We start from the raw sequence: 14,844 nt of genomic DNA, 5'->3' as shown, positions 1-14,844 counted from the left end.
CATCTATTCCGCACCGGCCCGCGGACCCTGCCGGGAGGGGCCCTACTGGACGATCGACCCGGCGGCGCTCTTGTCACCGGAGGAGTTCGCGGTGGCCTCGGCCGGGATCGGCCGGTCCGCCAGCAGGGCGTCCCAGACCATCTTCGTCTCCTTGGTGAGCGGGGCCACGCGGTTCGGGTCGCGGGGGTCCGGGGTCACCGGCAGCGTGATCATCTGCATGTCCTGGGCGTCGATGCCCTGGAGTCCCTGGGCGAAGCCCATGAGGGACTTCACATCACCGAGCGCCTTGTCGGTGGTGATCGCCTTGGTCGCGGAGTCGGCGATGCCGAGCAGCTTCTTGGGGTTGTCGAAGACCCCGATGCCCTTCACCTGCTTGATCAGCGCTTTGATGAAGGCCTGCTGGAGCTGTATTCGGCCCAGGTCGCTGCCGTCGCCGACGCTCTTGCGGGTGCGTACGAGGCCGAGGGCCTGCTCCCCGTCCAGCCTGTTGGTGCCGGCGGCGAGGTCGAGGTGGCTGGACCCGTCCTTGATCGGCTTGGTGGTGGTCACCTCGACGCCGCCGAGGTTGTCGATGATCTTCTTGAAGCCGGTGAAGTCGACCTCTATGTAGTGGTCCATACGGATCCCGGACATCTTCTCGACGGTCTTGACCGCGCAGGCGGCCCCGCCGACCGTGAACGCCTCGTTGAACTGGGTGCGCCGGCCGCCGGGGTCGGTCTTCCCGCCCGCCGTCGCGCAGGACGGCCGGGAGATCATGGTGTCGCGCGGTATCGACACCACGCTGGCCTTCTCGTGGCCCTCGTACAGGTGGATGATCATCGCCGTGTCGGAGCGGGCGGAGCCGCCGTCGTCCTGGCCGTACTCGCCGTTGGCGCCGCCGCGGGAGTCGGAGCCGAGGACGAGGATGTCCATCGAGCCGTTGTCGACGTTCTGCGGGCGGTCGGTGCCGAGGGCCTGGTCGATGTCGACGGTCTTCAGATTGCCGTTGAACTTGAAGTAGAAGTAGCCGAGGCCCGTTCCCCCCAGCAGGACCACACCCGCGGCGCTCCAGGCGGCGACGGCGAGGGCCTTGCGGCGCTTCGCCGGCTTGCGGCGGGCGCGCCGGGCGGCGGCACGTCCGCCGTGGTCCTTGCTCTCCTCGGTCATGCTCTCCTCGGTCCTGTGTCCGGTCCCCTGGTCGTTCCGGCCCGCCGTCCACCCCGCGGTTCCTCTGACACAGACGGGCGTACGCCGCGCAGGGTTCCATTCCGGCCCGAACCGCCCTGCCGGGCGCAGCCGCCCCGCTGGGGCGCCCGTACCCCGCGATGCCGCCCCTACGCGCGACAGCCCCCGCCGCGGGTGCGGCGGGGGCTGTCGCGTGATGCGCGTGCCGGACGTCAGTCGTCGTTCTTGCCCGACGGGGTCGTCTTCGCGATCTGCATCAGGAACTCGGCGTTCGACTTCGTCTGCTTCATCTTGTCGAGCAGCAGCTCGATCGCCTGCTGCGAGTCGAGCGCGTGCAGCACCCGGCGCAGCTTCCAGACGATGGCGAGCTCCTCCGCGTTGAGGAGGATCTCCTCCTTGCGGGTGCCCGACGGGTCGACGTCGACGGCCGGGAAGATGCGCTTGTCGGCGAGCTTCCGGTCGAGCTTGAGCTCCATGTTGCCGGTGCCCTTGAACTCCTCGAAGATCACCTCGTCCATGCGCGAGCCGGTGTCGACGAGCGCGGTGGCCAGGATGGTCAGCGAGCCGCCGTCCTCGATGTTGCGCGCGGCGCCGAAGAAGCGCTTCGGCGGGTACAGCGCGGTCGAGTCGACACCACCGGACAGGATGCGGCCGGAGGCGGGCGCCGCGAGGTTGTACGCGCGGCCCAGACGGGTGATGGAGTCCAGCAGCACGACCACGTCGTGACCCAGCTCGACGAGGCGCTTGGCGCGCTCGATGGCCAGCTCGGCGACGGTGGTGTGGTCCTCGGCCGGGCGGTCGAAGGTCGAGGAGATGACCTCGCCCTTGACCGACCGCTGCATGTCGGTGACCTCTTCCGGACGCTCGTCGACCAGGACGACCATCAGGTGGCACTCGGGGTTGTTCGTGGTGATCGCGTTGGCGATCGCCTGCATGATCATGGTCTTACCGGTCTTCGGCGGGGCCACGATCAGGCCTCGCTGACCCTTACCGATCGGCGACACGAGGTCGATGATGCGGGTGGTCAGCACGCCCGGGTCGGTCTCCAGACGGAGCCGGTCCTGCGGGTAGAGCGGGGTGAGCTTCTGGAACTCCGGGCGGCCGCGGCCGGATTCGGGCGCCATGCCGTTCACCGAGTCCAGACGCACGAGGGCGTTGAACTTCTCGCGGCGCTCGCCGTCCTTGGGCTGGCGCACGGCACCGGTGGTGTGGTCACCCTTGCGCAGACCGGCCTTGCGGACCTGGGCGAGGGAGACGTACACGTCGTTGGGGCCGGGCAGGTAGCCCGAGGTCCGGATGAACGCGTAGTTGTCGAGGATGTCGAGGATGCCCGCGACGGGGATCAGCACGTCGTCGTCGGCGACCTGCGGCTCGCTCGGCGCGAACTCGTCGCGGCCACGGCGGCCACGGCGGTCGCGGTAGCGGCCGCGACGGCCACGACGGCCGTCCTCGCCGTCGAAGTCGTCCTGGGGGCCGTTGTCCTGGCGGTCCTGACGACCCTGCTGGCCCTGGCCCTGGCCCTGGCCGCGGCCGCCCTGCTGCTGACGGTCGGCGCGGTCCTGACGGCCGCCGCCCTGTCCGCCCTGGCCACCCTGCGCGCCCTGGCCCTGACCCTGGCCGCCCTGGCCCTGGTCGTCGGCCTTGGCGCCGCGGTCACGGCGGTCACGCTGACGGTCGGTGCGGTCGGCACGGTCACCGCGGTCACGGCGGTCGCGACGGCCACGGCCCTCGCCGTCCTGGCCCTGCGCCTGGCCGGCGGAGACCGCGGTGGCGGCTTCGGCCTTGGCCTCGGACGGGACGGTGGCGGCGGCGGGCGCGGTCTCGGTCTTCTGCTCGACCTGTACGGCGACGGGGGCCGAGGCCTCCGGGCTGCCGGTGGGGGCCGTGGCCCGACGCCGGCGGCGCTCGCCGACCGGGGCATCGTCTCCCCCACTCTCGGCTGCGCTCGCGCGGGAGGGGCCCCCTGCAGGCTGGCCCGGGATCTCGATCTGCGCCTGCGCGGCGGGCTTCTCGGCGGGCGCCTCGGCGGCGGCCTCACCCGTGCGGGCCTTGCTGGTGGCGCGGCGCTTCGGCTTGGCCTCGGCGGTGTCTGCGGCAGTGGAGGCGGCGGCCTTGGGGGCACCGCTGCCCGCCTGCGCCTCCTTGATGACCTCGATCAGCTGGCTCTTGCGCATCCGCGCGGTGCCCCTGATCCCGAGGCCCGACGCGACCTGCTGCAGCTCGGCCAGGACCATGCCGTCAAGGCCGGTGCCGGTGCGTCGACGCTTGGGTGCGGCGCCCGCGGCGGGGGCACTGGTGTCGACAGAGGTGTCGGCAGCGCCCATCAGATCGGTGGTGTCGCTCACGAAGGGTCCTTCCCTGGAGCGGACGTCGGCCTGTCTGGCTCGGCGACCGGTTGTGCTGTCCGACAGCAGTCCTAGGTGTGGACCGTGCCGGGGCGGTGGTCCGCCGGTAGAAATACGGCGGAAGAAACGTGCATGGCTGGTTCCGGCGAGAAGCCCCCGAGCTGGAAGCGTGGGAATGTCACGCCGATTCCGGAGCGTGCTCGAAACTGCTGGAAGTGATCAAAGCAGTCGGGGAGGCTCCCGGAAGAAATGTGGTCCCGGATGGGGACACTGAGCACCGAGCCATGACGGCTTCCGATGCGCACTTGAGACTAACACTACCGGATCCAATAGATATTCCCCCTCTCAATCACCGGCAATCGCGCCCTTCCGTGCGGGCGGCCTGCCCTGGCCGCCCGCCCCTGACCGGCTGTGCGCTCCGGAAAAGCGGGTCTAGCCGCCCTGGGTGCCCAGCGGAAGTACGCTCGCGCCCGCGGCGTCGAGTGCGAGCCGGTTGGCCGCCCACCCGTCGCCCGCGAGCTGCGCGACCTTGTCGGCCGCGCCGTTGTCGACCAGCGCGAGGACCGTGGGGCCCGCGCCGGAGATGACCGCGGGGATCCCGTCCGCCCGCAGCCTGTTGACGAGTGCCACGCTCTCGGGCATCGCCGGGGACCGGTACTCCTGGTGGAGCCGGTCTTCGGTGGCCGGCAGGAGCAGCTCGGGACGCCTGGTCAGGGCTTCCACGAGCAGGCCCGCGCGGCCCGCGTTGACGGCCGCGTCCACGTGCGGGACGGAGCGCGGCAGCAGGCCGCGCGCCGTCTCCGTGAGGACCGGCTTGGAGGGTACGAAGACCACCGGAACGATGGATTCGGCGGGTTCCATCCGGATCGCCTTGGCGCTGCCGCCGTCCATCCAGGCGAGGGTGAATCCGCCGAGCAGACAGGCGGCGACGTTGTCGGGGTGGCCCTCGATCTCGGTGGCGAGCTCCAGCAGCGCCGCGTCGTCGAGCTTGGCCTCGCCGCCTATGGTCACGGCGCGCGCGGCGACGATGCCGGCGCAGATGGCGGCGGAGGAGGAGCCGAGGCCGCGGCCGTGCGGGATGCGGTTGGCGCAGACGACCTCCAGGCCGCGCGGCTGGCCGCCCAGCAGGTCGAAGGCGGTGCGCATGGAGCGTACGAGCAGGTGGCTCTCGTCCCGCGGGAGGGTGTCGGCGCCCTCACCCGCGATGTCGATGTTCAGGCCGGAGTCGGCCACCCGGACGACTACGTCGTCGTAGAGCCCCAGGGCCAGGCCCAGGGCGTCGAAGCCCGGGCCGAGGTTGGCACTGCTGGCGGGGACGCGCACCCGTACGGCGGCGGCGCGGAACGCTGGACCGGCCATCGTCCGATGACACTCCTTGTGACTGTGCGAGATCTTCGCTCTTCGCTGGCTCGCTGCGAATGTACTGGAGAACGTACGACACCCGAAGGCCCTCGGGGCAGCACCGCAGTCATATGCGCGGTGGCGGATGTAGGTACAGCGTATCGAAGGAAGGTTCTCTCGCGACATAGGGCGCACAGGAGGCGCACGATGCGTGTCGCGGACTTCGACCGACTTCGACCGACTTCAGCCGCATTTTTGTTGTCGTACGGGGTGAGTTGCCGGGTTCCGAAGGGTCTCGGAAAGGCCTCTGCGGGCCCTCAAGCGCCCTCCGGAACCCGGCTCACACAGTGCTGCGGTGCTGCGGTACTGCGGTACTGCGGTACTGCTTGCGGCACCGGGGTGGTGCCGCGGTGCTGCGGTGGTGCGGTCAGACCAGGCCGAGGCGCACGGCGGCGGCTTCGGCGTCCACCGGAACGGTGACCGGCTGCGGAGCTCCGGCGATCGCCCAGTCGGGGTCCTTCAGGCCGTTGCCGGTGACGGTGCACACGATCTTCTGACCGGGGTCGACCAGGCCCAGCTCGGCGGCCTTGAGCAGACCGGCCACGGAGGCGGCCGAGGCGGGCTCGACGAAGACGCCCTCCTGCGCGGCCAACAGCCGGTAGGCGGCCAGGATCTGGCGGTCCGTCACCTCGTCGATGAAGCCGCCCGACTCGTCACGCGCGGCCAGCGCGTAGTCCCAGGACGCCGGGTTGCCGATCCGGATCGCGGTGGCGATGGTGTGCGGCTCCTTGACGATCTCGCCCCGCACGATGGGCGCGGAACCGGAGGCCTGGAAACCCCACACGCGGGGCGTACGGGTGGACAGGCCGTCGGCCTTGTACTCCTTGAAGCCCTTCCAGTACGCGGTGATGTTGCCCGCGTTGCCCACCGGCAGCACGTGGATGTCGGGGGCGTCGCCGAGCGCGTCGACGATCTCGAACGCGGCCGTCTTCTGACCCTCGATGCGCACCGGGTTGACCGAATTGACCAGCGCGACCGGGTAGTTGTCGGAGAGCGCGCGGGCCAGGTTCAGGCAGTCGTCGAAGTTGCCGTCCACCTGAAGGATCTTGGCGCCGTGCACCAGCGCCTGACCCATCTTGCCGAGCGCGATCTTGCCGCGGGGCACGAGCACCGCGCAGACCATCCCGGCGCGCACCGCGTACGCGGCGGCGGAGGCGGAGGTGTTGCCGGTGGAGGCGCAGATGACCGCCTTCGCACCCTCTTCCTTGGCCCTGGTGATCGCCATGGTCATGCCGCGGTCCTTGAAGGACCCGGTGGGGTTCGCCCCTTCGACCTTCAGGTGCACCTCGCAGCCGGTGCGCTCGGAGAGCACCTGAGCGGGGACGAGGGGAGTGCCACCCTCGCGGAGCGTCACCACGGGAGTCGTGTCCGTCACCGGCAGGCGGTCCCGGTACTCCTCAATGATGCCGCGCCACTGGTGGGTGCGATTGCTGCTCATGGGTCCTTACTCCCCTTCAACACGCATGATGCTGGCCACACCGCGGACGGTGTCCAGCTTCCGCAGCGCCTCGACGGTCCCGGAGAGGGCGGCGTCGGGTGCGCGGTGAGTGACGACGACGAGGGAGGCCTCGCCGTCCTTGCCCTGCTGGCGGACGGTGTCGATCGAGACACCGTGCTCCGCGAAGGTGGTCGCCACCTGGGCGAGGACGCCCGGCTTGTCCGCCACATCGAGGCTGATGTGGTAGCGGGTGACGACGTCCCCCATGGGGCTGACCGGCAGCTGGGTGTACGCCGACTCGCCGGGCCCCGTTGCCTCGGCGAGCTTGTTGCGGGCGACGGCGACGAGGTCGCCGAGGACCGCGGACGCGGTGGGCGCGCCGCCCGCGCCGGGCCCGTAGAACATGAGCTGCCCGGCGGCCTCCGCCTCGACGAAGACCGCGTTGTACGCCTCGCGGACGGAGGCGAGCGGGTGGCTGAGCGGGATCATCGCCGGGTGGACGCGAGCGGTGACGGACTCGCCGTCGGCGGCGCGCTCCAGGATGGCGAGGAGCTTGATGGTGCAGCCCATCCGCTTGGCGGAGGCGAAGTCGGCCGCGCTGACCTCGGTCATGCCCTCGCGGTACACGTCGTCCAGGCGGACGCGGGTGTGGAAGGCGATGCCGGCCAGGATCGCGGCCTTGGCGGCGGCGTCGTAGCCCTCGACGTCGGCGGTCGGGTCGGCCTCGGCGTACCCGAGGGCAGTGGCCTCGTCGAGCGCCTCCTGGTACCCGGCGCCGGTGGAGTCCATCTTGTCGAGGATGAAGTTCGTCGTGCCGTTGACGATGCCCATCACCCGGTTGATCTTGTCGCCCGCGAGCGACTCGCGCATCGGGCGGACCAGCGGGATGGCGCCGGCGACGGCGGCCTCGTAGTAGAGGTCGAGACCGTGCTGCTCCGCCGCAGCGTGCAGCGCGGCGCCGTCCTGGGCGAGCAGCGCCTTGTTCGCGGAGACCACGGAGATGCCGTGCTCGAAGGCGGTGGTGATGAGGGTGCGGGCGGGCTCGATGCCGCCGATGACCTCGATGGCGATGTCGATGTCACCGCGTTTGAGGAGGGCGGTCGCATCGGTGGTGACCAGCTCGGGGTCGATGCCCTCGCGGACCTTGGAGGGGCGGCGCACGGCCACGCCGGCGAGCTCGACGGGCGCGCCGATCCTCTGCGTGAGGTCGTCGGCGTGCGTCGTCATGATGCGAGCCACCTCTGAGCCGACCACTCCACAGCCCAGCAGCGCCACCTTCAGCGGACGCGTACGCATCATTCGACCTACGCCTTTCGATCTTCCATCAGTACCCCGCGGGCGGTTTGCCCGCCGGGTGGAACCAGTCTCACTCAATGGACAGCAGTTTCCATCCTCGGTCCATTGAGTGAGACACCTATTTCATCATCCGAGGTCGAGACGCAGGAGATCTTCCTCCGTCTCCCGGCGGACGATCACCCGGGCCTGTCCGTCACGCACGGCGACGACGGGCGGGCGCAGAGCGTGGTTGTAGTTGCTGGCCATGGAGCGGCAGTACGCGCCGGTGGCCGGGACGGCCAGGAGGTCGCCGGGCGCGAGGTCGGCGGGCAGGAACGCGTCCTTCACGACGATGTCGCCGCTCTCGCAGTGCTTGCCGACGACGCGGACGAGCATGGGCTCGGCGTCGGAGGTGCGGGAGACCAGGGAGATGGAGTACTCGGCGTCGTACAGGGCGGTGCGGATGTTGTCGGACATCCCGCCGTCGACGCTCACGTAGGTCCGCAGGCCTTCCAGCGGCTTGATCGTCCCCACCTCGTACAGCGTGAAGGCGGTCGGGCCGACGATGGCGCGGCCGGGCTCGACCGAGATCCGGGGGGCGCGCAGTCCGGCGCTCTCGCACTCCCGGGCCACGATCTCGTGCAGGGCCTTGGCGATCTCGTGGGGCTCGCGCGGGTCGTCGTTCGAGGTGTACGCGATACCGAGGCCACCGCCGAGGTCGATCTCGGGCAGCTCCACCCCGTGCTCGTCGCGTACGGCGGCCAGCAGCCGCACGACGCGCTTGGCGGAGACCTCGAAGCCGGCCATGTCGAAGATCTGCGAACCGATGTGGGAGTGGACGCCGAGCAGCTCCAGCGAGTCGTGCCCGAGCGCCCGGCGCACGGCCTCGGCGGCGGACCCGTCGGCCACCGCGATGCCGAACTTCTGGTCCTCGTGCGCGGTGGCGATGAACTCGTGGGTGTGCGCCTCGACGCCGACCGTGACGCGGATCTGGACGGGCTGGCGTACGCCCAGCTCACGGGCGATGTGCGCGACGCGGGCGATCTCCTGGAAGGAGTCGAGCACGATGCGCCCGACCCCGGCCTCGACGGCCCGGCGGATCTCGCCCTCGGACTTGTTGTTGCCGTGGAAGGCGATCCGCGAGGCGGGCATCCCGGCGGCGAGCGCGGTGGTCAGCTCCCCACCGGAACACACGTCGACGTTCAGCCCCTCCTCCTTCAGCCACTTCACGACGGCCTTGGAGAGGAACGCCTTGCCGGCGTAGAACACGTCGGCGTCGGGGCCGAAGGCGTGCGCCCAGGCCCGGCACCGGGACCGGAAGTCCTCCTCGTCGAGGAAGTAGGCGGGGGTCCCGAACTCCTCGGCGAGCTTGGTGACTTCGATGCCGCCCACGGCGACGACCCCGTCAGCCGTACGCTCGACGGTCCGGGCCCAGACCTTCTCGTCGAGCGCGTTCAGGTCGGCGGGCGGCGGGGAGTAGTGCCCCTCGGGCAGGACGTCGGCGTGGCGGGGCCCGGCGGGGTGCGCGGAACGGCTCATCGGTATCTCTCTTCGCGGGTCACAGGCGTGTCGGTGCGTCTATGCCGAGCAGGGCCAGGCCGCCGGCCAGCACCGTCCCGGCGGCTTCGGCAAGAGCCAGCCGGGCACGGTGGGCGGCCGAGGGTTTCTCGTCGCCCTTGGGCAGGACGCGGTACTGGAAGTCGAGCAGCGCGTCGGCCAGCTCGACGAGGTGGCGGGCGAGCCGCTCGGGCGCACGGTGGTGCGCGGCGGCTTCGAGGACGAGGGGGTGGTCGGCGAGGACGCGCAGCAGGGCGGGAGCGTCGACGTCGTCACCGGCTTCGGGGCGGAACCCGAGCTGCTCGGCATTGCGTACGAGCGCGTGGGCGCGGGCATGGGCGTACCGCACTCGGAAGAGCTCGTTCCCCTCCCCTTGTACGAGCAGCGCGTCGCAGAACTCGGGGGTCTCGCGGGCGGGGGTGGTGAGTACGGCCCAGGCGACGGCGTCGGCCCCGTACCGCGCGAGCACGTCCCCGTCGCGGCGGGCGACGGGTGCGACGGGTGCGACGGCGGGCTCCGGACCGGGCCGGACGCCCTGCAGGGCCTCGATCCGTGCGACGGCGGCCCGTACGAGGCGCTCGCGCAGCTCCAGGGAAGGCGCGTCCGGGAGCTCGATCACCGCTACGGGGCGCACGTCACGCACCAGCCGGGCGGCGGACACGGTGCTCAGCGAGAAATTCAGGAACCCGGCCCCGGTGACCTCGACACGCTCGATCCCGGCCACTCCGCCGAGCCGGCGGGCCAGCACCTCGGCGGCCTCGGCCGGCCGCACTCCGGCACCCTTCGCGATCTGGAAGGCGACGGGAGTGGCGTACTCCCCCACCCCTCCGGGCCGGGTCCGCTCGACCACCACCCGGGCGGGCACCGCCCCGCCCAGCTCACCGTCCTCGACGGCGCGGCGCACGGCGCTCACGACGCAACGGGAGAGGTCGGCGGGGGTCACGGGACCCAGCCTAGGGGAGACGCACCGTCATCAGTCGAAGGGTTTCGCCATGTGAACAGTGCACCGGACAACCGGCACCGGCGAGGAGGGCGCTCTACTGGAGGGGACCGCCCCTCCCCCTCCCGGCGGGCGCCCCTTTCCTGCCGTCGCTGAGGTCCTTGCGCTCGATCAGCCGGCGCACGACGCGTACCAGCTCGGTGGGCTCGAACGGCTTCGCGAGGAAGGCATCCACCCCGGCCGCGATCCCGGCCTCGACCTCTTGCTGCGTACAGGCGCTCACGATGGCGACGGGCACATCCCTGGTCCGCGGATCGGCCCGCAACTGCGCGGCCGCCCCGAACCCGTCCAGCCGGGGCATGACCACATCAAGGGTGATCGCATCGGGGCACACCCGATGCACGACGTCCAGACACTCGGCACCATCGTTCGCGGTCACGACCTCGAAGCCCTCCAGCTCGAGATTGACCTTGATCAGCTGCCTGATGACCTTGTTGTCGTCGACAACAAGCACCCGGCCCGAGACGCCTGACACAACTCGAGAGTAGGTCCGCCCGGGCCCCCGCGTCCGGGTTTTCGCCACTTCCACCCCCTGCGGGCGAACCACTCCCTCCTCCCCCGCAAACCGGTTCCTGATCACCCCACGGAAGCTGGTAGTGTTCAACCCGTCGCCGCAACACCAACGACGCGCCCCCGTAGCTCAGGGGATAGAGCAACGGCCTCCGGAGCCGTGTGCGCAGGTTCGAATCCTGCCGGGGGCACTTCGCAGGAAGTGCCCAAAGACCCCGCCCTCAGCGAGAACGCTGAGACGGGGTCTTCGCGTATGCACAGCCAACTGCCGTGCTGTGCAGTCGTATGTCAGGACCTGTGGGGTACTCGTGGGCAGGGTCTTGGAGCGTCTCAGCAGGTGAACCCTCAAAGTTGCGTACGGCTGCTCGTCGTTCCCCGGATCCCGGTCTTGGAAGATGGGCCAAGGGCGGGCCGTAACGTCATCCGGACGACCTGGGGGGATCTCGTGGACGTGAACACGCTTGCCGTCGCACTCATAGGCGTCGGAGGAACGCGCCCGGCTGCAGATGCTCGCCGCACTCGGCAGTGCGCGTGACAGCCTCGCGTGCGCACTGGCTGCGGAGCGAGGCCGGTCCGCCTGAGGAACGTGGAGTACGCGGTCGTGGAGAAGCAGGGGTGAGGCACTTACGGCATGAACCCAGCCCTTGCAGCGCCAAGCCCCCGAGACCCTTCCGACGCTGCCTCCTGGGGCGCGCGCCTTTGCGTCGCACCCCTAGGCCTGCCACGAGCTTCGGTGCGCCTGGTCCGGGGCCGTCCACCTGTGGTGGATGTGGGATGTGAGCACACGGTGACTGGTGCCACGACGGCTTTCAAGATCAGCGTTGGCCGACCGGGCCATGAAAACCTCATCGATTCCCTCGCACGAAGCCTCTCACCCTATGTGGCACATCTGTTACAAAGAGCGCGTTGGCTTGAATGGGCGAGGGGGAAGAACCCAGTCCTGCGGTCCTGGGGGCGGGTCCCCGCGTGGACGGAAATGGGGGTTCCATGCCCGAACCCGCAGGCAGTACGCCGGAGGCGGGCGGTGGAAGTAAGAAGCCGCAGCATCGATATGGCTGGGGCTGACTCATCGGCCGGAGCTACGGATGAGAAGGGCCGGGAGATTCCGTGAGCTTCGAGAACCTCTCCAGATCTTCCTCAAGGTCGCCGGCGGCACACGACTCGACGAGCTCGGCCACGTCCCCTTGGAGAGAGCCGAGCGTGTCCGCTACCGCACCATCCCCTCCCGGATTGGAGTAGCCCTGGATGAGCAGCCTCCATGACCTTGCTGTGAATCTGCTCGCCGCAGCCCTCGCCTTCGTCTTCGGTAGATCCTACGAGCGGGTGCGGGCCCTGTGGCGTTTCCGGAGCATTCGGGCCTTCTGGAAGCCCTTCGTCACGAGCGACCTCAGGGTGATCACCTCAATCTTCATCCAGCAGGAGCACTACATCTGGGAGCGGTCCGGACTGGTCGGAGTCGGCGATGTGATAGCGCTGAACGAGCTGCGGCAACAGCTTCAGCAAGCGGGGGTGAACCAGTTGCCCCTGACCCCCAGCCACCAACTCACCGGGCCGGAGCGTCGCGGCAACCTCGTGCTGGTCGGTGGACCGCACTCCAACCAAGTGACGGCCGAAGTCATGCAGCGACTACCGCTCACCTTCCACTTCGGCTCGCCTGACGTCCACGACGCAAATATCTATGACACCACTACGGGCGACACCATGGAGTGCGTCGTCGACGACACGGACCAACTCCTCGTCGACCAAGGCATCCTGATTCGAGCAGCCAATCCGTTCAACCCTGCAAGGAACGTCATAATCCTGGCCGGCAGCTTCGGGTTCGGCACCAGTGCAGCCGCTCAGCTCCTGGCCGGCCCGGAGCTGCTCGCACACCCCATTGCCGCAGCCGGGCATCCCTTCGAAGCTGTCTTTTCCGTCGAGATAGCCGGCGGCACACCCCAGCGCATCGAGCTGAGAGCTTTACGAGTTCTCGACTCCCGAGTACTTCGGACAGGACAGCCGTAAGAGACGCCCCTGGCCCGTACCACTGCGCGATGGACCTGCCCGTGGCGGGGCGGCGCGGCGGGGTGTCAGCCGGGCGGGCGGCCATTACGTGCGGGCCCGGGGGCGGGCGGACAGACTGGGCGCATGCCCGTGAACGCGCGGCGGCCGCCACCGGCGCCTCCCGAGGTTTCGTTCCTGGAGAAGTTGGCGTACGTCGCGGCGCCCGGGACCGTCGTGCTCGGGCTGCTCTACTACTTCGGCAACCAGTACAACGAGGCCTACTACCGCGCGTTCGGCGTCCCGCTCAGCGACCTGCCCATCTCCATTCAGGCCGTCCTCGCGCGCAGCCCGGACGCCCTCTTCTTCCCGGTCTGGATGCTGCTCGTCTGCGGACTCGTCGTCCTGCTCGTGCTCGGCCGGCTCGGACACGCCCTGGCCCGCCCGGAGAACGAGGGGCGGCGTCGCACGGCGTACCGCGCGCTGCTGGTGGTGGGCCTGCTCCTGGGGGTGGTCGGGGGCTACCCCGTGTTCTTCCGGGATGACCTGCTCGCCTTCCTTCCCGCGGGCTTGCCACGCGGGCTGCTGCCCTCCCTCGTGGTGGCCCTGGGAGCCAGTCTGGCCTTCTTCGCCATCCAGGTGCGCCTCGGGCAGCACGACCCCGGGCGGCGCAATCGTCGGGTCCGCGACGCGGACCGGCTGTGGCTCGTGGCCGGGGCGTTGCTCCTGGGGATGCTGACGTTGAGCCTGTTCTACGGCGTGTCCCGGTACGCGGCGATGGCGGGCGAGGGGCAAGCGATGGAGGACGCGGACGGCGGCATGAAGCGGAACCCGGCCGTGGAAGTCCTTTCACGCCTGCCGCTGGTCCACCACGCCAAGGACATCGAGTTCAAGGACCTGGGCGCCGAGGCCGGGCCCTACCGGTACCGGTACAGAGGCTTTCGCCTCCTGGCGAAAACCCCGACCCGCTTCTACCTCGTCCCCTACTACGGGGGGTACGAGAACACCGTGACCGTCGTGCTCCCTGACGACGACGGCACGGTCCGGGTGCAGATGAAGGGCTCTGTCAGGTGAGCACCGGCTCGGGCGTGGGGATCTCGGTCCCGCCGGTGGTCTCCGGGGTTTCCGGGGTCTCGGTCTCGCCGGGGGTTTGCGGGGTGGCGTCGGGCGTCGGCGTCGGGAGTTCGGGGGTCGTCTCCGGTGCGGCCTCGACGGCCTCACCGGTCAGCGTCACCGAGAACACGGGCCCCTCAGCGGTCGGAGCGGTGACCGTCCCCGTCCACGTGCCGGGTTCGTGGGCGATGTGGCTGACCTGGACGCTGCACGTCTCCTGGGGCTGCAGGGTGACGCCGGTACAGCCGTCCTCGACGATCGAGAGCTCCCCGCTGTCGGCGGTGGCCTGCAGCGGCTGGACGGTCAGGGGCACCTGCTGGTCGTTGGCGAGCTCCATGGTCCCTTCGGCCGGCTCGTCCAGGTGAGTCCTCGGCAAGGACTTCGAGCCACCCCCGGAGCCTCCGCCCGTGCCGGGGAAGACCTTGCCCAGGTCCTCGTCCGCCGACGCGGTGGGGGACGTTCCGGTGTCCGTGTCGGTGGTCGTGGTGTCACGGGTCGGGACGGGCTCGGGGTCGGACCCTCCGCACGCCGTCGCCGTCACGGCCAGGGCTGTCAGCAGTGCCACCGCGGCGAAGCCGCGTCTGATGTCCGGCATCACGGTGTGAGTACCTCCGCTCCGGCTCGGGTCGGCTCCCAACGTCGCACAGCGGCTCGCTGTCGGAGCGGAACCGGAACGGTGACACTGCGCTATCACCCGGGCAGCGGTGCCTCTGGGGGGCCTTGACGGTGCGTCCGACCGGGGACAGGCCGGTCCAATCAGGGTCCGGACGTCAGCGCGTCGGCTTCGGGATCGGCGCGTCGCTGCCCGCCCAGAGGTGGATGCGGGTGATGCCCGGCTGGAACTCGTGTGCGTAGATGTCCCCGTACCGAGCCTGACGGCCTGGCCTTCGGGTGTCTTGGGGTCGCCGACAGCTCCGGCGCCACGGCCTGGTTCCGGGTGGAGCATCCGGCCGCGGCACGGGCGGCCGCGCGGCAGGTCCAGCTCGGCAACGACGGTCTTGCCCCGGGATCCCGGTCGTGCACCTCGCAGCCGGCCGCGGCCGGAGTCGGCGAGCGGCGAG

11 protein-coding genes and 1 tRNA gene are annotated in these 14,844 nt (G+C 70.2%); 3 read left to right on the top strand and 9 right to left on the bottom strand.

Going from position 1 to position 14,844, the window contains the following annotated elements; translation table 11 throughout:
* Positions 1-42: 42 nt before the first annotated feature.
* The 8 genes from ACZ573_RS03965 to ACZ573_RS03930 form a co-directional block, all read right to left on the bottom strand.
* Positions 43-1,146 carry an LCP family protein gene (locus tag ACZ573_RS03965; RefSeq protein WP_471298588.1) on the bottom strand — a complete coding sequence of 368 codons (1,104 nt, stop codon included), beginning with the start codon at positions 1,144-1,146 and terminating at the stop codon, positions 43-45.
* Positions 1,147-1,376: 230 nt separating this feature from the next.
* Positions 1,377-3,509, bottom strand: a complete 2,133-nt coding sequence (gene rho / locus ACZ573_RS03960; protein WP_471298584.1) for a transcription termination factor Rho — start codon at positions 3,507-3,509, stop codon at positions 1,377-1,379.
* A 432-nt stretch (positions 3,510-3,941) separates the two neighbouring features.
* Positions 3,942-4,868, bottom strand: coding sequence for a homoserine kinase (gene thrB, locus ACZ573_RS03955; RefSeq protein WP_471298581.1), 927 nt, complete (start codon positions 4,866-4,868; stop codon positions 3,942-3,944).
* 409 nt (positions 4,869-5,277) lie between these two features.
* Entirely contained in the window at positions 5,278-6,348 is a 1,071-nt protein-coding gene (gene thrC / locus ACZ573_RS03950; protein ID WP_471298579.1) for a threonine synthase, read from the bottom strand.
* 6 nt (positions 6,349-6,354) lie between these two features.
* Positions 6,355-7,644 carry a homoserine dehydrogenase gene (locus ACZ573_RS03945; RefSeq protein ID WP_314244546.1) on the bottom strand — a complete coding sequence of 430 codons (1,290 nt, stop codon included), beginning with the start codon at positions 7,642-7,644 and terminating at the stop codon, positions 6,355-6,357.
* A gap of 126 nt (positions 7,645-7,770) precedes the next feature.
* Positions 7,771-9,162: a diaminopimelate decarboxylase gene (gene lysA, locus ACZ573_RS03940; protein ID WP_301366450.1), complete on the bottom strand. Its 1,392-nt coding sequence runs from the start codon at positions 9,160-9,162 to the stop codon at positions 7,771-7,773.
* Between the two features lie 19 nt (positions 9,163-9,181).
* Positions 9,182-10,123 (bottom strand): ArgS-related anticodon-binding protein NrtL, encoded by a 942-nt coding sequence (gene nrtL, locus ACZ573_RS03935; RefSeq protein ID WP_471298576.1) that lies wholly within the window; start codon positions 10,121-10,123, stop codon positions 9,182-9,184.
* Positions 10,124-10,217: 94 nt separating this feature from the next.
* Positions 10,218-10,709 (bottom strand): response regulator, encoded by a 492-nt coding sequence (locus ACZ573_RS03930; protein WP_471299065.1) that lies wholly within the window; start codon positions 10,707-10,709, stop codon positions 10,218-10,220.
* Positions 10,710-10,809: 100 nt separating this feature from the next.
* On the opposite strand from ACZ573_RS03930, the gene ACZ573_RS03925 reads away from it, so the two are divergent.
* The 3 genes from ACZ573_RS03925 to ACZ573_RS03915 all read left to right on the top strand — a co-directional run bounded on the left by ACZ573_RS03925 (position 10,810) and on the right by ACZ573_RS03915 (position 13,744).
* Positions 10,810-10,881: transfer RNA gene (locus ACZ573_RS03925), tRNA-Arg, on the top strand.
* Between the two features lie 1,078 nt (positions 10,882-11,959).
* Positions 11,960-12,694, top strand: coding sequence for a hypothetical protein (locus ACZ573_RS03920; protein ID WP_471298574.1), 735 nt, complete (start codon positions 11,960-11,962; stop codon positions 12,692-12,694).
* Between the two features lie 123 nt (positions 12,695-12,817).
* Positions 12,818-13,744 (top strand): hypothetical protein, encoded by a 927-nt coding sequence (locus tag ACZ573_RS03915; protein ID WP_471298571.1) that lies wholly within the window; start codon positions 12,818-12,820, stop codon positions 13,742-13,744.
* On the opposite strand, the gene ACZ573_RS03910 is transcribed toward ACZ573_RS03915, so the two are convergent.
* Positions 13,737-14,378 carry a hypothetical protein gene (locus tag ACZ573_RS03910; RefSeq protein WP_471298568.1) on the bottom strand — a complete coding sequence of 214 codons (642 nt, stop codon included), beginning with the start codon at positions 14,376-14,378 and terminating at the stop codon, positions 13,737-13,739. The genes ACZ573_RS03915 and ACZ573_RS03910 overlap by 8 nt on opposite strands.
* Positions 14,379-14,844: the final 466 nt, after the last annotated feature.

This window comes from Streptomyces sp. NPDC040545, assembly GCF_055595065.1.
Note: the sequence above shows the minus strand (reverse complement) of the source record. Positions and strands in the feature narration are given on the sequence as shown.

Coding starts and splice junctions, on each gene's coding strand:
- ACZ573_RS03965 (WP_471298588.1), bottom strand. CDS start 1,146: ATGACCGAGGAGAGCAAGGACCACGGCGGACGTGCCGCCGCCCGGCGC.
- thrB (WP_471298581.1), bottom strand. CDS start 4,868: ATGGCCGGTCCAGCGTTCCGCGCCGCCGCCGTACGGGTGCGCGTCCCC.
- thrC (WP_471298579.1), bottom strand. CDS start 6,348: ATGAGCAGCAATCGCACCCACCAGTGGCGCGGCATCATTGAGGAGTAC.
- ACZ573_RS03945 (WP_314244546.1), bottom strand. CDS start 7,644: ATGCGTACGCGTCCGCTGAAGGTGGCGCTGCTGGGCTGTGGAGTGGTC.
- lysA (WP_301366450.1), bottom strand. CDS start 9,162: ATGAGCCGTTCCGCGCACCCCGCCGGGCCCCGCCACGCCGACGTCCTG.
- ACZ573_RS03915 (WP_471298571.1), top strand. CDS start 12,818: ATGCCCGTGAACGCGCGGCGGCCGCCACCGGCGCCTCCCGAGGTTTCG.
- ACZ573_RS03910 (WP_471298568.1), bottom strand. CDS start 14,378: ATGCCGGACATCAGACGCGGCTTCGCCGCGGTGGCACTGCTGACAGCC.